General features: G+C 59.3%; 17 protein-coding genes. 5 read left to right on the top strand and 12 right to left on the bottom strand.

Features of this window, described 5'->3' with window-relative positions:
* Positions 1–80 precede the first annotated feature (80 nt).
* The 8 genes from phnC to phnG form a co-directional block, all read right to left on the bottom strand.
* Positions 81–941 carry a phosphonate ABC transporter ATP-binding protein gene (phnC, locus tag FB593_RS08705; RefSeq protein ID WP_003514481.1) on the bottom strand — a complete coding sequence of 287 codons (861 nt, stop codon included), beginning with the start codon at positions 939–941 and terminating at the stop codon, positions 81–83.
* A gap of 236 nt (positions 942–1,177) precedes the next feature.
* Positions 1,178–1,795: a DapH/DapD/GlmU-related protein gene (locus FB593_RS08700; RefSeq protein WP_003514484.1), complete on the bottom strand. Its 618-nt coding sequence runs from the start codon at positions 1,793–1,795 to the stop codon at positions 1,178–1,180.
* Complete coding sequence (gene phnL, locus FB593_RS08695) at positions 1,792–2,499, bottom strand: phosphonate C-P lyase system protein PhnL (protein ID WP_019564521.1); 708 nt, start codon at positions 2,497–2,499, stop codon at positions 1,792–1,794. The genes FB593_RS08700 and phnL overlap by 4 nt, the downstream gene beginning before the upstream one ends.
* 4 nt (positions 2,500–2,503) lie before the next feature.
* On the bottom strand, positions 2,504–3,280 hold the full coding sequence (gene phnK, locus FB593_RS08690; protein WP_003514488.1) for a phosphonate C-P lyase system protein PhnK: 777 nt from the start codon (positions 3,278–3,280) through the stop codon (positions 2,504–2,506).
* Positions 3,277–4,179, bottom strand: a complete 903-nt coding sequence (locus tag FB593_RS08685; RefSeq protein WP_003514490.1) for an alpha-D-ribose 1-methylphosphonate 5-phosphate C-P-lyase PhnJ — start codon at positions 4,177–4,179, stop codon at positions 3,277–3,279. Before FB593_RS08685 ends, phnK begins: the two co-directional genes overlap by 4 nt.
* A gap of 133 nt (positions 4,180–4,312) precedes the next feature.
* Complete coding sequence (locus FB593_RS08680) at positions 4,313–5,422, bottom strand: carbon-phosphorus lyase complex subunit PhnI (protein ID WP_145166464.1); 1,110 nt, start codon at positions 5,420–5,422, stop codon at positions 4,313–4,315.
* 1 nt (position 5,423) lies between these two features.
* Positions 5,424–6,032, bottom strand: a complete 609-nt coding sequence (gene phnH / locus FB593_RS08675) for a phosphonate C-P lyase system protein PhnH (RefSeq protein ID WP_162633657.1) — start codon at positions 6,030–6,032, stop codon at positions 5,424–5,426.
* Positions 6,032–6,493: a phosphonate C-P lyase system protein PhnG gene (phnG, locus tag FB593_RS08670; RefSeq protein ID WP_003514497.1), complete on the bottom strand. Its 462-nt coding sequence runs from the start codon at positions 6,491–6,493 to the stop codon at positions 6,032–6,034. Before phnG ends, phnH begins: the two co-directional genes overlap by 1 nt.
* Before the next feature lie 82 nt (positions 6,494–6,575).
* Between phnG and phnF the strand changes: the two genes are divergently transcribed.
* Complete coding sequence (phnF, locus tag FB593_RS08665; RefSeq protein ID WP_080799808.1) at positions 6,576–7,313, top strand: phosphonate metabolism transcriptional regulator PhnF; 738 nt, start codon at positions 6,576–6,578, stop codon at positions 7,311–7,313.
* Positions 7,314–7,335: 22 nt separating this feature from the next.
* Here phnF and dapB read toward each other — a convergent pair whose 3' ends face one another.
* The 4 genes from dapB to mepA all read right to left on the bottom strand — a co-directional run bounded on the left by dapB (position 7,336) and on the right by mepA (position 10,857).
* Positions 7,336–8,163, bottom strand: coding sequence for a 4-hydroxy-tetrahydrodipicolinate reductase (gene dapB / locus FB593_RS08660; RefSeq protein ID WP_019564517.1), 828 nt, complete (start codon positions 8,161–8,163; stop codon positions 7,336–7,338).
* A 115-nt stretch (positions 8,164–8,278) separates the two neighbouring features.
* The gene (locus tag FB593_RS08655) at positions 8,279–9,301 is read right to left on the bottom strand and encodes a glucokinase (RefSeq protein ID WP_065703630.1); all 1,023 of its coding nucleotides are present in this window, start codon (positions 9,299–9,301) and stop codon (positions 8,279–8,281) included.
* Between the two features lie 21 nt (positions 9,302–9,322).
* Positions 9,323–9,706 carry a methylglyoxal synthase gene (locus FB593_RS08650; RefSeq protein WP_019564515.1) on the bottom strand — a complete coding sequence of 128 codons (384 nt, stop codon included), beginning with the start codon at positions 9,704–9,706 and terminating at the stop codon, positions 9,323–9,325.
* Between the two features lie 101 nt (positions 9,707–9,807).
* Positions 9,808–10,857, bottom strand: coding sequence for a penicillin-insensitive murein endopeptidase (gene mepA / locus FB593_RS08645; protein WP_013635279.1), 1,050 nt, complete (start codon positions 10,855–10,857; stop codon positions 9,808–9,810).
* A gap of 206 nt (positions 10,858–11,063) precedes the next feature.
* Between mepA and FB593_RS08640 the strand changes: the two genes are divergently transcribed.
* The 4 genes from FB593_RS08640 (at position 11,064) to FB593_RS08625 (ending at position 16,936) form a co-directional block, all read left to right on the top strand.
* Complete coding sequence (locus FB593_RS08640) at positions 11,064–12,908, top strand: extracellular solute-binding protein (protein WP_112291021.1); 1,845 nt, start codon at positions 11,064–11,066, stop codon at positions 12,906–12,908.
* A 142-nt stretch (positions 12,909–13,050) separates the two neighbouring features.
* The gene (locus FB593_RS08635) at positions 13,051–14,145 is read left to right on the top strand and encodes a microcin C ABC transporter permease YejB (RefSeq protein ID WP_111795078.1); all 1,095 of its coding nucleotides are present in this window, start codon (positions 13,051–13,053) and stop codon (positions 14,143–14,145) included.
* Positions 14,145–15,290 (top strand): ABC transporter permease, encoded by a 1,146-nt coding sequence (locus FB593_RS08630; RefSeq protein WP_003514514.1) that lies wholly within the window; start codon positions 14,145–14,147, stop codon positions 15,288–15,290. Before FB593_RS08635 ends, FB593_RS08630 begins: the two co-directional genes overlap by 1 nt.
* A 5-nt stretch (positions 15,291–15,295) precedes the next feature.
* Positions 15,296–16,936 carry an ABC transporter ATP-binding protein gene (locus FB593_RS08625; RefSeq protein WP_112291128.1) on the top strand — a complete coding sequence of 547 codons (1,641 nt, stop codon included), beginning with the start codon at positions 15,296–15,298 and terminating at the stop codon, positions 16,934–16,936.
* Positions 16,937–16,957 lie beyond the last annotated feature (21 nt).

Below are 16,957 nucleotides of genomic sequence, written 5' to 3'. Positions count from 1 at the left end.
TTCTCCTTTTTCCCGGCGAGCCGGAGTTTGTTGTGAAGTATCGGCCCTTGACGCGGGCGCAAACGATGCTGAGCGGTTCCTCAGAGCCCGGCGAGAGCCAGCGGTTCGGGACCGGCAGATTGCTGAACCGGACGCGCGGCAAGCTGCGCGCCGGGAATATTGATGCTGGTCGAGGTCATGGTCTCGTCGATGCCGGCGCCGTGTGAATCCGTGCCGTAAATCTCCGTGACCGCCGCCGCCGTCAGTTCGGCGGGTGTTCCGTCGAAAACGACTCGACCCTGCGACATGCCGATGATGCGTTCGCAATAATTGCGCGCCGTATCCAGCGTATGCAGATTGGTGATGACGGTGATGCCTTCACGCTCGTTGATGTCGCGCAGGGCGTCCATGACGATCTTGGCGTTCAGGGGATCGAGAGAGGCGATCGGCTCGTCGGCGAGAACCATCTTCGGAGACTGCATTAGTGCCCGGGCGATAGCGACGCGCTGCTGCTGGCCGCCGGAAAGCGTGCCCGCCGCCTGCATGGCTACGTGCTCGATGCCGAGCCGCTCGAGGGCGGCAATCGCCATCAGGCGCTCTTCATCCGTGAAGATGTTGAACAGGCTGAGCACGGTCGAACGGTGGTTCAGGCGGCCGAGCATGACATTGGTGAGCACGTCGAGACGTGGCACCAGATTGAACTGCTGGAAGATCATCGCGCAGTCGCGCTGCCAGTTGCGCAGGGCGGCACCCTTCAACGAAGAGACTTCCGTGTCGTTGAAATGAATGGAACCCGAGGAGGGATCGACGAGGCGGTTGATCATGCGCAGCAGCGTTGACTTTCCTGCGCCAGAACGTCCAATCACGCCAACCATCTGGCCTTGCGGAATTTCCACATTCACGGAATCGACCGCAGTGTGGTTGCCGAAACGGCGCGTGACTTGCTTCAGGTGAAAGCTCATTTCCCCGTCCAATCTTCTTCTGATGGGGTTCGACCTAACAGCGGTGCGTGAAGCGTGAATGTCAGTTTGATGAAGAAAATATTACAGAATGCGCAGATAAGGCGTGCGAGTGGTCGCCTGCGAACCTTTTAGTAGTCGTGCCACCGGATTGAGGCCGGCGGGTGTCTCGCAGACATGGTTAGGGAGACCCCGGAGCATGACCCCGGAATCTGCAGTTTCTTCGGTGTGGGGCGATTTTACCCGGCGTATTTCGCCACGAAATCCTCGGCGGCGAGGGTGCGGAAATCGTCCAGTGCGCCGCGCAGCGTTGCGTGGTCCCAGTCCCACCATTTGAGATCGTCCATGCGCTGGCCAAGGTCCGCCGGGAAGCGGTTCCTGATCAGCCGGGCGGGTACGCCGCCGACGATGGTATAGGGCGCAACGTCTTTCGACACGACCGCGCCGGCCCCGATTACCGCACCGTTTCCGATTGTGACGCCAGGCAGGATGGTCGCGCCATGGCCGATCCAGACATCGTGGCCGATCACCACGCGCTTGGCGCGGCGGGCGGCGAAGAAGTCATTTTCATCATCGGCGTCGTCCCAATAATTGCGGGCACGGTAGGTGAAATGGTGAAGTGTGGCGCGCGACATCGGATGATTGGTCGCGTTGATGCGGACGGATGCGGCGATGTTGACGAATTTGCCGATGGTGGCGCACCAGATCGCACCGTCCTGCATGACATAGGAATAGTCGCCCATCTCCACTTCCTCGATGCGGCAGCGTTCCGAAATTTCGGTATAGCGGCCGATCGATGAATTGGTGACGCGGGCACTTTCGTGGACAACAGGTTCGAGACCGACCTTCACACTCATGCCGCTGCCTTCCGGGGGGAGAATTGCGAGACATCCAGAACGCGATCGGCCACGGCTTCCCGCACTTCCTCGTCATGGAAAATACCGAGCAAGGCCGTCCCTTTGCACTTCTTTTCCGCGATCATCTCCACGACCACCCGTCGGTTGGCGGCATCCAGGGATGCGGTCGGTTCATCGAGAAGCAGGATCGCGTGATCGGTGATGAAACCGCGTGCGATGTTGACGCGCTGCTGCTCGCCGCCGGAAAAGGTTGCTGGCGGCAGCGACCACAATTCCCGCGGCAGGTTGAGTTTCGAAAGCAGAACGGCTGCCTGCTCGCGGGCCTCTTCCGCGGCAACCTTGCGCGCAAAAAGCGGCTCGGCGACGACGTCGATCGCCGGAACGCGCGGCACGGTGCGCAGAAACTGGCTGACATACCCGATGGTGCGATGGCGAATCTCGAGGATGGTGCGCGGCGAGGCGCTGCCCATGTCGATGACCTGATCCTCGTGGCGGATGAGAATCTGGCCGCTGTCGATGGCATAATTGCCATAGAGCATTTTCAGGATCGAGCTTTTGCCGATGCCGGACGGGCCGCCGAGCACGACACATTCTCCGCCGGACACGGAGAAACTGACATCGCGGACAACAGGCAGTTCGATGCCATCGCGAAGATGCATGGTGAAGCTTTTGAAGACTTCCGAAACGATGAGGGGTGTCGGCATGGCGTCAAACCTGCAAAATGGAGGAAACAAGCAATTGCGTGTAGGGTTCGCGCGGATCATCCAGCACCCGGTCTGTCAGACCGTGTTCGATGACGTCACCACCCTTCATCACCATCATGCGATGGGAAAGCAGCCGCGCGACCGCCAGATCGTGGGTGACGACGATAACGGCGAGGCCGAGATCGTTGACGAGACCCCGCACGAGATCGAGCAGGCGTGCCTGCACCGAGACATCGAGGCCGCCGGTCGGTTCGTCCATGAAGACGAGTCGTGGTGAGGTCACCAGGTTGCGGGCAATCTGCAGACGCTGACGCATGCCGCCGGAAAAGGCGCGAGGCTGGTCGTCAATGCGGTCGGTGCCGATTTCCACCCGTTCCAGCCACTCGCTGGCTGATTGCCGGATATTGCCGTAATGCCGGTTACCGACAGCCATAAGCCGCTCGCCGACATTGGCGCCGGCCGAAACCGCCATGCGCAGTCCATCCGCTGGGTTCTGGTGCACGAAACCCCAGTCTGTCCGCATCAGGAAACGCCGTTCGGCCTCGCCCATATGATAGAGGTCTCGCACCGAGCCATCGCGCATGCGATATTCCACGCTGCCAGCCGTCGGCACGAGCCGTGTGGAAATGCAGTTGAGAAGCGTGGTCTTGCCGGAGCCGGATTCGCCGACGATTGCCAGAACCTCGCCCGGATAAAGCTCGAAGGAGACGTTACGGCAACCGGCGCGGTCGCCGTAATATTTCGAAACGTCCCTGACTTTCAGAAGCGGTGCGTCGCTCATTCTGCGGCCTCCTTCACATCCGCCAGCAAATGGCCCTTGTGGCCATGGGCGCGGCGGTCTTCGCAATGGTCGGTATCGGAGCAGACGAACATCCGCCCGCCCTTGTCGTCCAGCACCACCTCGTCCAGATAGACATTCTCCCCGCCGCACAGCGCGCAGGGCTTGTCGAAGCTCTGGATTTCAAACGGATGGTCCTCGAAATCCAGGCTGACGACATCCGTGTAGGGTGGCACGGCATAGATGCGCTTTTCGCGCCCGGCCCCGAACAATTGCAGGGCGTCCGACAGGTGCATTTTCGGATTGTCGAACTTCGGGGTTGGCGAGGGGTCCATCACATAGCGCCCCGCAACCTTCACCGGATAGGCATAGGTGGTGGAGATACGGCCGTTGCGGGCGATGTCCTCATAAAGCTTGACGTGCATCAGGCCGTATTCCTCCAGCGCATGCATGACGCGGGTTTCGGTCTCACGCGGCTCGAGGAACCGCAAGGGTTCAGGAATGGGAACCTGATAGACAAGCACCTGCCCCGAATGCAGTTCTTCTTCGGGAATGCGGTGCCGCGTCTGGATGATGGTTGCATCCTTGGTGCGGGTGGTGACGGCGACATCAGCGACTTTCTGGAAGAAGGCGCGGATGGAAACGGCGTTGGTGGTGTCGTCGGCGCCCTGGTCGATAACCTTCAGGACATCGTCTGGACCGAGGATGGCGGCGGTCACCTGCACGCCGCCGGTGCCCCAGCCGTAAGGCATAGGCATTTCACGGGAAGCGAAGGGAACCTGATAACCGGGAATGGCAATTGCCTTCAGGATCGCCCGGCGGATCATCCGCTTGGTCTGTTCGTCCAGATAGGCGAAGTTGTAGGCAGCCAGCCCGTCGTCGAATGAAACTTCTTTAAGCATTGCGCGTTAACCTTGCGAAAAAAGGAGTACAAGCTCATGGAGATTGGAATTCTTGCAGCCGTGTTCTTTGCCGCTTTTGCAGCATTGACCGTCTTTTGCGCCTATTGGTTCGGCGAGCAGCACAGTCGCTGATTTATTCGGCGGCATCTCTCATCCATTCCCCGGCATCGGTGTCGGTCGCGTCGAAATCGGCGCGCATTTTGCGCACCAGGCCCAGTTCGGCCTGAAAATCCACGTAGTGCGGCAATTTCAGATGTTCGACAAAGCCCGTCGCCTGAACATTGTCGGCGTGCGAGATGACGAATTCCTCGTCCTGCGCCGGGGCAACCACATCCTCACCGAATTCAGCGGCGCGTAGCGCACGGTCGACCAGTGACATGGCCATCGCCTTGCGCTCGCTCTGGCCGAACACCAGACCGTAACCGCGGGTGAATTGCGGAGGTGCCTTGGCGGAACCCTTGAACTGGTTGACCATCTGGCATTCGGTGACCTTGATTTCGCCGACCGAGACAGCAAAACCGAGCTCCGGCACATCCAGTTCGACCTCCACCTCGCCGATGCGGATTTCACCGACGAACGGGTGTGTGCGGCCGTAACCGCGCTGCGTCGAATAGGCGAGCGCCAGAAGAAAGCCCTCGTCGCCGCGTGCAAGCGATTGCAGGCGCAGGTCGCGCGCCATCGGAAACTCTATTGGTTCGCGTGTAAGATCGCCGGCAACGTGGTCGTCCGGCATGTCGCCGTCACTTTCGATCAAGCCTTCTTCGGCGAGAATGTCGGATACGCGCATGACGTATTCTGTCTCTCCTTCACGGATGGCAGGGATCTCGACAGCTCCGTCCTCCAGCAGCGAGGGATCGAGCAGGCGGTGGGTGTAATCGAAGGTCGGTCCCAGCAATTGCCCGCCCGGCAAATCCTTGTAGGTTGCCGAAACGCGCCGTTGGACCGTCATCTTCGCAGTATCCACGGGAACAGAATAGCCGAAACGGGGCAGGGTCGTGCGGTAGGCGCGCAGCAGGAAAATCGCTTCTATCATGTCGCCGCGAGACTGCTTGACGGCAAGGGCGGCCAGCGACTGGTCGTAAAGCGAAGCCTCCGCCATGACCCGGTCAACGGCGAGCGAAAGCTGCGAAACGATCTGCGCCACCGTCATGGCGGGCAGGTCGCGGTCTCCGCGCCGCTTGTCGGCCAGAAGCCGGTGGGCGTTGGCGATGGCGGTTTCCCCGCCTTTGACAGCAACATACATCTTATGCCTCCACGGGTTGAATGCGCGTTGTGCGTGGCAGGCAGACGAATTTGTCGCCAGCCGTCAGGATGACGTCGATGCCGCGCGGGAAGATGGCGTTGTTTTCCGCCCATAGCCTCGGGAATATGTCCGGCAGGCCGGATGGGCTAATGATGTTGATATGGCGGATGCCGGGGCCGGACAGCAGCAGTTCCCGTCCGCCGTCAAGATCGGGCAATTCGATGATGACCGTCGTGGAACGGTCGGGGTATTCCTGACTGCCCTGGGCAAAGAGACCGAAGGAGGCAATTGCGCTTCCCGCCTCAATGACGGCGAAATGCGCCGCGTTTTTTTCCTCTGTTGTAACCGCCCCGGTGTGAAACCCGATCCATCCCGGCACCGTGGTTTTGCGTAGCGCGCCGCTCAGCCAGACCGGCGTGTCATGGTCGCAAAGTGCAAGAAGAACGGCGCCGCTGGCCGCACCAAGCGGCAGCGGCGGGGCAACTGTTGTTTCGATCGTTTGCGCTGTGCCTGGCCGGGCCATGCCGTCCATGAGCTTCTTGAAGATTCGCTGTGAATCGAAAACGGCGTCGGAAAAACCGCCCGTCAATGCTTCGGCTTTCACGCCCATCAATCCTCTCCTCGAACCATGGTGAAGAAATCCACACGAGTTGCGGCTGTTTCTTTCGTTTTCCGATCTTTCTCCTCGGCCAGTCTTTTTTCGACCGGTGAAAGAAGCTCGGTCTCGATGAAGCCGCGTGTCGGGTTTTCCTGCCAGAGCGCATCGAAAACCGCAGCGTACCAGGCCTTCTTGCGACCGGTGCCAAGCACATGCGCATGGCCGACGGTGCCGGATGCGAGCTTCACGGTTGCCCGGGTCACGGTGGTTTCGCCCAGATTAAAGGGCGCACCGCCGCCGCCGATGCGGCCCTTGACCATCACGAGGCCGGTTTCAGGCCCGCGCACGTTTTCCGTCTGCGGGCTGGCATCCTGCCGGCTCCAGACGGCCTCAAGTTCCTGAACGGTGGCGCGGGCAAGAAGTGCTGCCACCCGTTTCCTTTCCGCATGTGAATTCGCAGCTTCGTTATTCATCGCTTGACCTCTAATGTCTATTGATATAGACAACTATACAATATAAGTTACAATTAACGTCGATGAATGACAAGCGTGTGACATGAGCCCTTCGGCAGCGATGAAAAGAAAGAACGGCGTGGCGCTCTGGCGACAGATCGCCGACAGGATCAGGGGCGAGATCGCAGCGGGCGATCACGACGCAACCGGCATGTTGCCGCCAGAAATGACGCTGGCCGAAAAATTCGGTGTCAACCGCCATACCGTCAGGAGCGCCATTGCCGCGCTGGCAAGCGAAGGCATTCTCGAGGCGAGGCAGGGGCGCGGCACGATGATTGCGCGCAAGGAACGACTGAGCTTTCCGATTTCACTGCGCACACGGTTCACGGCCGGTATCAGCGATCAGGTGAAGGATATGCAGGCGCTGCTTCTTTCCCACACCACCGAGCCGGCAAATGCCGACTTGGCGGCACGGCTGCAATTACAGCCGGGTGCACCGCTTGTGCGTCTGGAAACCCTGCGAAAGGCCGACAGCCGGCCGGTTTCCCGCTCGACCACGTGGTTTCCGGCGGACCGTTTTTCAGGGATAGGGGAAGCCTATCAAAAAAGTGGGTCGATCACCGCCGCCTTCGAAATGCTGGGCGTCGCGGATTATGTGCGCATCTCTACCGTCATTTCCGCGAGCCACGCTGATACGCAGGATCTGGCCGATCTCGAATTGTCGCCGGGCGCAATACTGCTCGTCACTCAGGCGCTGAACGCGGATATGGACGGCATTCCCGTGCAATATGCCATCAGCCGGTTCTCGGCCGATACGGTTGAGTTTACCGTGGAAAATTAAGGCGCAGACATAGACTGAAGCGTTATTCTGCCTGCGAAAGGCCGAGAACATCCAGCATCGAATAGAAGCCCGGCTTCTTGTCGAAGGCCCAGACCGCCGCCGCAATCGCGCCGCGTGCGAAGATGGAGCGGTCGCCGGCGTAGTGGGAAAGCTCGACGCGCTCTCCCTCGCCAGCGAAGATCACCGAATGTTCGCCGATCACCGAGCCGCCGCGCAGCGTCGCAAAACCGATTGTGCCCGCTTCGCGCGCACCCGTATGCCCGTCACGCACACGAACGGAGGAGGTGGCGAGATCGACCTTGCGGCCCGCTGCCGCCGCTTCGCCGAGCAGCAGCGCTGTTCCGGAGGGCGCGTCCACCTTGTGTTTGTGGTGCATTTCCAGGATTTCGATATCCCAGTTCTGCGCATCCAGTGCCTTGGCGGCCTGCTGCGTCAAAACGCTGAGCAGATTGACGCCGAGGCTCATATTGCCCGATTTGACGATGCGGGCATGGCGTGACGCTGCCTTGAATTTTTCCTCGTCGCCCAGTGAGCAACCGGTGGTGCCAATGACGTGCACGATGCGGGCCTGCGCGGCGAGACCGGCGAAAGTGACGCTGGTTGCAGGCGAGGTGAAGTCGATCACCCCTTCCGCATGCAGGAATGCCTGCAAGGGATCGCTGGTGATCTCGATGCCGATTGGTCCGAGACCGGCAATCTCGCCGGCATCGCGGCCAACAAAAGCAGACCCTTCGCGCGCCACGGCGGCATGCAGCGTTACACCCGGTGTCTGGTGAATAAGGCGGATCAGCGCCTGTCCCATGCGGCCCGCCGCACCAACCACCACCAGTTTCATATCGCTGCCGCTCATGCCTTCACTCACTTTTCACGTCCTGCCGTTCAAGGTCGCCATTCAATTGACTGACCCATACCTCACCGACGTTAATGACCGCCCGCCCGCTTCGCAAGCCTGTCCCAAGCGCAGATCAGGCTCTCCAGCGCCGCCCGTCGAGTGAAAGGCCGAAATCCGAAGGGGTGCGCGCGTAGGTGGCGAGACCGGAAAGGGCCGCCTGTGGATGCGTAACGACGAAGGTGGGAATGCTGCGCATCAGGGCACTGTGCGGCGCCTTGTCTTCGAACGCCGCCCGGAATTCAGGGCTTTTCAGCGCCGGAACGATTTTCTGCGAAATGCCACCTGCGAGATAGACACCGCCCTTGGCCATGAAGATCAGGGCAAGGTCACCCGCCACACGGCCGAGATAGGTGCTGAAAAGCGAAAGCGTCTCTTTCGCCTGCGGGTTCTGGCCCGAAAGCCCCTGCGAGGTTATGTCGGCCGGATCGGAAAAGATCGGCTCGATGCCATCGGCGGTGCAGATGGCCCGGTAAAGATTGACCAGCCCGCGCCCGCAAAGGATCTGTTCGCCGGCGACACGGCCCTCGATGGTCTCGATATGCGGAAAGACCGCATAGTCACGCGCGCTTCTGGGGCCGATATCGATGTGGCCGCCTTCGCCAGGCACTGGAAACCACATATGCCGGGCGTAAACCAGACCGGCAACGCCAAGGCCTGTGCCTGGTCCGAGAACGACGCGCGATGCCAGCATGTCTTTTTTGCCGGAGCCGATAGAATCGCGGTTGTCGTCGTCGAGCGCGGCAATAGCCAGTGCCTGCGCCTCGAAATCGTTGATGACGATGACGTCTTTCAGGCCGAGTTTGGCCAGCATATCTTTCGGCTTCACAACCCAATGGCAGTTGGTCAGCGGAATTTCGTCGCCTTCGATGGGGCCGGCGATCGCAAGGATGGTCGACACGGGCTGAAGCGAGGTCTTGTCCAGAACCGCCTGCTGGATGGCGTCGTCAATTGTCGGATATTCCGCTGTTTTCACGGTGGTGAGGTGCACCGGTTCCGCAAAGGAATCGATCAGAATGGAAAAGCGGGCATTGGTGCCGCCGATGTCGCCAAGAAGGATCGGAAAGGAAAGATATTCGGTATCGGACGTCTTCGGCATAACCTGTTCCATGTTGGCGCGTCATTCGGCGAGGTTGAAGTCGATCAGGTTTTCTGCGGTGGCGCGATTGAGCGCCATGGGAATGTCGTAAACCGTGGCAAGCCGCGTCAGCGCCTTCACATCCACATCATGCGGCATCGCCGTCAGCGGGTCGGTGAAGAAGATAAGCATATCGACCTCACCGGTGGCGATCATCGCACCGATCTGCTGGTCACCGCCAAGCGGGCCGCTTTTGAGGCGAATGACGCTGAGGCCGGGGCATGCTTCCTGAACGCGCCCGCCGGTGGTGCCGGTGGCGACGATCTTGAAGCCGGAAAGCGCCTTTTGGTGATGACGCGCAAAATCCGCCATATCGTCTTTTTTCTCGTCGTGAGCGATGAGTGCGATACAGCGTTGTTCTGCCATGTCCCCAGCCTGTTCCCGTAAAGAATTAAATCGATTTGAAGCCTTCTATAACAGCTTGTCCCCATTTGAAAAGGGAAGCTGTTTAATGCCGCATTTCTGTTTCAGTTCAATGTCGGGCGCTGGGTCGGAAGCGGAATATCCGCAGGTGGCTGAATGGCCGGAGCGTTCTGGATGATCTGTTCCACGCCTTGCTGGCGCACGGCCTGGGCCGGGGAATATGCCTGGGCAGCAAAACCTTCCGTATTGGCGGATGGGGCGGCGGCCACGGCGGCACAGGCTGCGGGCAGATCGGAGACCATGACCTGACGGGGTTTCACCGGCTTGGCATTGGGGTCTTTCTTCGGCGGCGCCCATGGTTCCTTGGTGAACCACCAGGCCAGCGACTTGTCGCAACCGTCACCTTTGCCAACTTCGGCCTGAGGTTTGCAGTTGGGCGCGCCGGGCGGGCATTCCAGCCGGATGTGGAAATGTTCGTCGTGACCGTAGATTGGCCTGATCTTGCCCATGAACGTGCGGTCGCCGGTCCATGTCTGGCAGAGTTTCTGCTTGATTGCCGGGTTCACGAAGACCCGCTCCACCTGCGGATAGCTCGCTGCCATCATTACCAGCCGTGCATTGAGCGGCGACCATTTGCGGTCATCGACCGTCAGGAACTTGGACTTATCAAGCATGGAAATGAAAGGCAGCGTCTCGCGCTGCTGCACCGTCAGCCTCGGGTTCGGCATGGGCCGCCACCACACATCGACATCGAGGCCGATCTGGTGCGAGGCATGGCCTGTCAGCATCGGTCCACCGCGGGGCTGTGAGATATCGCCAAGCAACAGGCCCGGCCAGCCGATTTTCTGTGCATCCTGCGAAAACCGCTCGAGGAAGGAAATCAGCTGCGGTTGGCCCCAGTTGCGATTGCGGGAAAGGCGCATGGCTTGCCACGTCGGGCCATCTGCGGGCATGGCGATGGCGCCGGACTGACATCCCTTTGCATAGGAGCCGATCGGCTGGGAGCTATTCGCAGATGGCAGGTCGATGTGGCCGAATACTTCTTTCGCGGGCCTGTCCTCGGCCGATGCGATTTGCGTCTGCAACTGGAGCGCCGAAACGACCGAAATCGCCAGCATGGCCGCCTTGAAAACTCTGGATGATCCCGCCGTCATATATTCGTGCCCGTTCCGACTAAATGATTCTCTCGCCCCTCAGGATAAACTGGATCGGGATTTTGTTGAAACCATGTTTCAAGCCGCCCGCACCAAGGCATGCGAATAAAGGCCTCAATAAAGAGCTTGTGAGCCGGAGCATCTGTTTTTTGCCAATGTTTGTTTTATGCTCTCTTCAACAAACACGAAAACAGGGAACGTCCCGAATGAAATTGGCACCGCTGAAATCCCGGCTCCTCGTCGCTCTTGCGGCCTCCGCCATGCTGATGCCGGCGGCCGCCTCCGCACAGTCTGCGGATGTGTGGCGAAAGGGAATCTCGACGGTCGGTGAATTGAAGCATCCCGATGGTTTTGATCATTTTGACTATGTGAACACCAAGGCGCCGAAAGGCGGCACACTACGCCTGTCGACGTCGGGAACCTTCGACACGCTCAATCCGCTGCTCGCCAAGGGTGAGGCGGCCACAGGTCTTTCGCTGGTTTTCGACACTCTGATGAAATCGACTGAAGAGGAACTCTCGGCCTCCTACGGTCTCCTGGCAGAGGGCGTGAGCTATCCCGACGATATCTCCAAAGCCACCTTCAGGCTGCGCGCAGAAGCGAAATGGGCCGACGGCAAGCCGGTGACGCCGGAAGATGTCGTCTTCAGCTTTGAAAAAGCCAAAGATCTCAGCCCGCAGCTTGCGACCTATTACACCCATGTCACAAAGGCAGAGGTGACGGGTGAAAGGGACATCACCTTTACCTTCGATGAAAAGAACAATCGCGAATTGCCGCAGATCGTCGGGCAGTTACTGATTGTTCCCAAACACTGGTGGGAGGGCGTTGGTCCGGATGGCAAGCCGCGCGACATATCGCGTGGCACGCTGGAGCCGGTGATGGGGTCTGGCCCCTATAAAATAGCGTCGCTGTCTCCCGGATCGACGATGACCTATGAGCGACGTGACGACTATTGGGGCAAGGACATCAATGTGAATGTCGGCCAGCACAATTTCAAAACAATCACCTATACCTTCTTTGCCGATCAGGACGTCGAGTTCCAGGCTTTCAAATCAGGCACGGTCGATTTCCGGCAGGAAGCTTCTTCCAGCCGCTGGGTCACTGGTTATGATTTTCCGGCCGTCAAGGAAGGCCGCGTCACAAAGGAGGAATTGCCGAATATCTATCGCGCCGTCGGCATCATGCAGGCCTTCGTGCCGAACATGCGGCGGGAGAAGTTCCAGAACCCGAAACTGCGCAAGGCGCTTAACTATGCTTTCGACTTCGAAGAGCTGAACAGGACGCTGGCTTACGGTCAGTTTCAGCGCATCAACAGCTTTTTCATGGGCAGCGAGCTCGCCTCTTCCGGCTTGCCGACCGGTCGTGAACTCGAAATTCTTCAGGAGTTGAAGGATCAGGTGCCGCCGGAGGTCTTCACCACCGAATATAGCAATCCCGTCGCGGGTGAACCCGCCAAACAGCGGGACAATCTGCGCGAGGCGGTCAAGCTGATGAAGGAGGCCGGTTATGAGCTTCGCGGCAACCGCATGGTCAACGCGGCGAGCGGGCAGCCGCTGGATATGGAGTTTCTGATCGATTCCTCCGGCATGGAAAGAACCATCCTGCCCTATGTCCAGAACCTGAAGAAGATCGGCGTCAATGCGACCATCCGCACCGTCGATGCCTCGCAATATACCAACCGTACCCGCAGCTTCGATTTCGACGTTGTGGTCAAGCTCTGGGCGACGTCGGCAAATCCCGGAAACGAACAGGCGGATTTCTGGGGTTCGGCGGCGGCCGACCGGCAGGGCTCCAACAATCTCGCCGGCATCAAGAACCCTGCCGTCGACGCTTTGGTCAGGAAGGTCATATTTGCGCCCAACCGGGATGAGCAGGTGGCCGCCGCGCGGGCGCTTGACCGGGTGCTTCTGGCAAACAGCTACGTCATACCGCAATTTTATCGCGGCGAGATGTTCGTCGCTTACTGGAACACGCTCATCCGTCCGGAAAACCTGCCGCAATATGGCATCGGTTTTCCGGAAGCATGGTGGTCCAGCCAGGCCGCGAACTGACGCCGCGCTTGCTTTCGCGCCGAAGGCTTGATTCACATAGGGCGAGACGAATCGCTTGGATCGCGCAAGGCAGCGCTTTCAGGAAAGGACCGGGTTTGACAGAAACGAAAACCGCTGACGTATCAGCCGGGAGCAAAGGCTGATGGGCGCCTATATTCTCAGACGTCTGGCGCTGATGATCCCGACCATTATCGGCATTATGGGCATTTCGTTTCTTGTCATCCAGTTCGCGCCGGGCGGGCCGGTGGAACAGGTCGTCGCGCAACTGACTGGGCAGGGCGACAGCGCCTCCGACCGCCTCTCCGGCGGCGGCGATCTTACGGGCCAGTCCGGCGGTTTCGATGAAAGCGGCTCGAAATATCGCGGTGCGCAGGGCCTTGATCCGGAGCTGATCGCCAAGCTTGAGAAACAGTTCGGTTTCGACAAGCCGCCGCTCACCCGTTTTCTCGAAATGATGTGGAATTACATACGCTTCGATTTCGGCGACAGCTTCTTCCGCAATTCCTCGGTCATCGATCTCATCATCGACAAGCTGCCGGTCTCGATGTCGCTCGGCTTCTGGATCCTGATCATCTCCTACATGATCTCCATTCCACTCGGCATCAAGAAAGCCGTTTCCGACGGCTCGACCTTTGATATCTGGACATCAGGCATCATCATCATCGGTTATGCCGTTCCAAGCTTCCTGTTCGGCATTCTTCTCATCGTGCTTTTCGCCGGCGGATCGTTCTTCGACTGGTTCCCGCTGCGCGGTCTGGTATCGGACAATTTTGACCAGCTGAACTGGTGGCAGAAGATCATCGACTATTTCTGGCACCTGACCCTGCCGCTGATAGCGCTGTCGCTTTCGGCTTTCGCGACGACGACGCTTCTGACGAAGAATTCCTTCATCGACGAGATCAAGAAGCAATATGTCGTGACCGCCCGCGCCAAGGGCCTTAGCGAACGTAAGGTTCTTTATGGCCACGTCTTCCGCAATGCGATGTTGATCGTGATCGCCGGTTTTCCGGGCGCCTTCATCTCGGCATTCTTCACCGGTTCGCTGCTGATCGAGAATATCTTCTCGCTGGATGGCCTAGGCCGCCTCGGTTATCTCTCGGTCGTCAATCGCGACTACCCGATCGTGTTCGGCACGCTCTTCATCTTTTCGCTGATGGGCCTCGTGGTCAGCCTCCTATCCGACCTTATCTACACATGGATCGATCCGCGAATCGATTTCGAGCGGAGGGACGTGTGATGACGCTTGCCCATACCGCCGCAACGGAAACGTTGGTAAAGCCGAAGCGCCCGTGGTTTTCACCAACCACCAAGCGCCGCTGGCAGAATTTCAAGGCAAACCGGCGCGGTTACTGGTCCTTCTGGCTGTTCCTGATCCTGTTTTTCCTGAGCCTGATTGCGGAATTCATCGCCAATGACAAACCCATTTTCGCTTCCTACAAGGGCGAATTTCTGGTGCCGGTCATGGTCGATTATCCGGAGGAAAAGTTTGGCGGGTTCCTTGCCCAGACTGACTACAAATCCTCCTTCATTCAGGACGAGATCAACGCCAATGGCTGGATGATCTGGCCGCCGATCCGCTATTCCTATCAGACGGTCAATTCCAACATTCCGCATTCCGCGCCCACGGCACCCTTCTGGCTGATGGATGAAAAGGACCGCTGCTCGGCCTATCCGCAGGGTAATGCCGATCCCGGCTGTACGCTCGGCAATCTCAATTGGCTCGGAACCGACAATCAAGCGCGCGACGTCACGGCGCGGATGATCTATGGCTTCCGTATTTCCGTGCTTTTCGGCCTGACGCTGACGATCGCTTCCGCCCTCGTTGGGGTGACTGCCGGCGCCATCCAGGGTTATTTCGGCGGCTGGACGGACCTGCTGTTGCAGCGTTTCATTGAAATCTGGTCATCCATGCCGGTGCTTTACATCCTGCTGATCATCGCGGCTATTCTGCCGCCGGGTTTCTTCGTGCTGCTTGGCATCATGCTGCTGTTTTCATGGGTCGGCTTCGTCGGCATCGTGCGGGCGGAATTCCTGCGTGCCAGAAACTTCGAATATGTCCGCGCCGCCCGCGCCCTTGGCGTCGGCAACTGGACAATCATGTTCCGGCATCTTCTGCCAAACGCCATGGTGGCAACACTGACCTTCCTGCCGTTCATCCTCTCCGGCTCGATCACCACTTTGACCTCGCTCGATTTCCTCGGCTTCGGCATGCCGCCGGGATCGCCATCGCTGGGCGAGATGATCGCGCAGGGCAAGAACAATCTTCAGGCGCCCTGGCTTGGCCTCACGGCCTTCTTCACCATGTCCATCATGCTGTCGCTGCTGATCTTCGTCGGCGAGGCGGTGCGAGACGCCTTCGACCCACGCAAGACGTTCCGGTGATCGCCATGATGGAAACAAAGACCCAGCCGCTTCTCTCCGTCCGTGATCTCTCCGTTGCCTTTCATCAGGGTGGAGCGACCAGCGTCGCCGTAGATCATGTCTCCTTCGACGTGATGCCGGGCGAAGTTGTCGCCCTGGTAGGGGAATCCGGCTCGGGAAAATCGGTCACGGCGAACTCCATTCTCAAATTGCTGCCCTATCCGGCGGCGAGCCATCCTTCGGGCAAAATCCTGTTCGACGGCAAGGATATGCTGACCCTGCCGGAACGCGCGTTGCGCGCTGTTCGCGGCAACGACATCACCATGATTTTCCAGGAGCCGATGACCTCGCTCAACCCGCTCCACACCATCGAGCGGCAGATCGGCGAGATTCTGGAGCTGCATCAGGCAATCACCGGCGCTGAAGCGCGGGCGCGCACGCTGGAACTGTTATTGCAGGTGGGTATCCGCGAGCCGGAAAAGCGCCTGAAGGCCTATCCGCATGAATTGTCCGGCGGCCAGCGGCAGCGCGTGATGATCGCCATGGCGCTTGCCAACCGGCCGAAACTGCTGATCGCAGATGAACCCACGACCGCACTCGATGTAACCGTTCAGGCGCAGATCCTTGAACTGCTGAGCGACCTCAAAAATCGGCACGGCATGTCCATGCTGTTCATCACCCACGATCTCGGCATTGTCCGTAAGTTTGCCGATCGTGTCTGCGTGATGACCAAGGGAAAGATCGTCGAGACCGGCACGGTGGAACAGGTGTTTACCGATCCGCAGCATGCCTATACCCGCCATCTTCTGGCTGCCGAACCCAAGGGCGAGCCGCCGCTTTCCGATGCCAGCAAACCTGTCGTCATGCAGGGCGACGACATAAAAGTCTGGTTCCCGATCAAGGCGGGGCTGATGCGCAAGGTGGTCGACCACGTGAAGGCGGTTGACGGTATCGATATTACCCTGCGCGCAGGACAGACGGTTGGCGTCGTGGGCGAATCCGGCTCCGGCAAAACGACACTCGGTCTCGCCCTATCGCGTCTTATAGCGTCTGAGGGGCGTATCAGTTTCATCGGTCAGTCGATCGACAGCTATTCCTATGAAATGATGAAGCCCCTCAGAAATCGGCTTCAGGTGGTGTTTCAGGATCCTTACGGTTCGCTCAGCCCACGCATGTCGGTGGGCGAAATCGTTGCCGAGGGTCTGAAGGTGCACGAGCGACAGCTTTCCGCCGATGAGCGGGATACCCGTGTCGCCCAGGCGCTGGAAGAAGTCGGCCTCGACCCGGCGACGCGCTGGCGCTATCCGCATGAATTTTCCGGTGGCCAGCGTCAGCGTATCGCCATTGCCCGCGCCATGGTGTTGAAACCCCGCTTCGTCATGTTGGACGAGCCCACATCGGCGCTCGACATGAGCGTGCAGGCACAGGTGGTCGATCTCTTGCGCGATCTTCAGGCCCGCCACGAACTCGCCTATCTCTTCATCAGTCATGACCTGAAGGTAGTTAAAGCGCTTGCCAACGACGTAATCGTCATGCGCAACGGCAAGGTGGTGGAGAGCGGCCCGGCAGCGGAGATATTCGCCGATCCGCAACAGGAATATACCAAGGCCCTGCTGGCTGCTGCTTTCAATATCGAGGCAGTCGAAACTAAAGCGGTGAGCCAGTAGCAGGCGCATTGCTGTTTCTAT

The organism is Rhizobium sp. SJZ105, assembly GCF_007828365.1.
In the GTDB taxonomy this organism is placed as follows: Bacteria; Pseudomonadota; Alphaproteobacteria; order Rhizobiales; family Rhizobiaceae; genus Agrobacterium; species Agrobacterium tumefaciens.
This window is presented reverse-complemented; position numbering and strand designations above follow the sequence as displayed.

Bases quoted from the DNA above. Each gene is read 5' to 3' on its own strand.
- phnC (WP_003514481.1), bottom strand. From the start codon at position 941: ATGAGCTTTCACCTGAAGCAAGTCACGCGCCGTTTCGGCAACCACACT.
- phnH (WP_162633657.1), bottom strand. From the start codon at position 6,032: ATGGGCGTGAAAGCCGAAGCATTGACGGGCGGTTTTTCCGACGCCGTT.
- phnL (WP_019564521.1), bottom strand. From the start codon at position 2,499: ATGCCGACACCCCTCATCGTTTCGGAAGTCTTCAAAAGCTTCACCATG.
- mepA (WP_013635279.1), bottom strand. From the start codon at position 10,857: ATGACGGCGGGATCATCCAGAGTTTTCAAGGCGGCCATGCTGGCGATT.
- phnK (WP_003514488.1), bottom strand. From the start codon at position 3,280: ATGAGCGACGCACCGCTTCTGAAAGTCAGGGACGTTTCGAAATATTAC.
- FB593_RS08635 (WP_111795078.1), top strand. From the start codon at position 13,051: ATGGGCGCCTATATTCTCAGACGTCTGGCGCTGATGATCCCGACCATT.
- FB593_RS08630 (WP_003514514.1), top strand. From the start codon at position 14,145: ATGACGCTTGCCCATACCGCCGCAACGGAAACGTTGGTAAAGCCGAAG.
- phnG (WP_003514497.1), bottom strand. From the start codon at position 6,493: ATGAATAACGAAGCTGCGAATTCACATGCGGAAAGGAAACGGGTGGCA.
- phnF (WP_080799808.1), top strand. From the start codon at position 6,576: ATGAGCCCTTCGGCAGCGATGAAAAGAAAGAACGGCGTGGCGCTCTGG.
- FB593_RS08625 (WP_112291128.1), top strand. From the start codon at position 15,296: ATGATGGAAACAAAGACCCAGCCGCTTCTCTCCGTCCGTGATCTCTCC.
- FB593_RS08685 (WP_003514490.1), bottom strand. From the start codon at position 4,179: ATGCTTAAAGAAGTTTCATTCGACGACGGGCTGGCTGCCTACAACTTC.
- FB593_RS08655 (WP_065703630.1), bottom strand. From the start codon at position 9,301: ATGCCGAAGACGTCCGATACCGAATATCTTTCCTTTCCGATCCTTCTT.
- FB593_RS08700 (WP_003514484.1), bottom strand. From the start codon at position 1,795: ATGAGTGTGAAGGTCGGTCTCGAACCTGTTGTCCACGAAAGTGCCCGC.
- FB593_RS08680 (WP_145166464.1), bottom strand. From the start codon at position 5,422: ATGTATGTTGCTGTCAAAGGCGGGGAAACCGCCATCGCCAACGCCCAC.
- FB593_RS08650 (WP_019564515.1), bottom strand. From the start codon at position 9,706: ATGGCAGAACAACGCTGTATCGCACTCATCGCTCACGACGAGAAAAAA.
- FB593_RS08640 (WP_112291021.1), top strand. From the start codon at position 11,064: ATGAAATTGGCACCGCTGAAATCCCGGCTCCTCGTCGCTCTTGCGGCC.
- dapB (WP_019564517.1), bottom strand. From the start codon at position 8,163: ATGAGCGGCAGCGATATGAAACTGGTGGTGGTTGGTGCGGCGGGCCGC.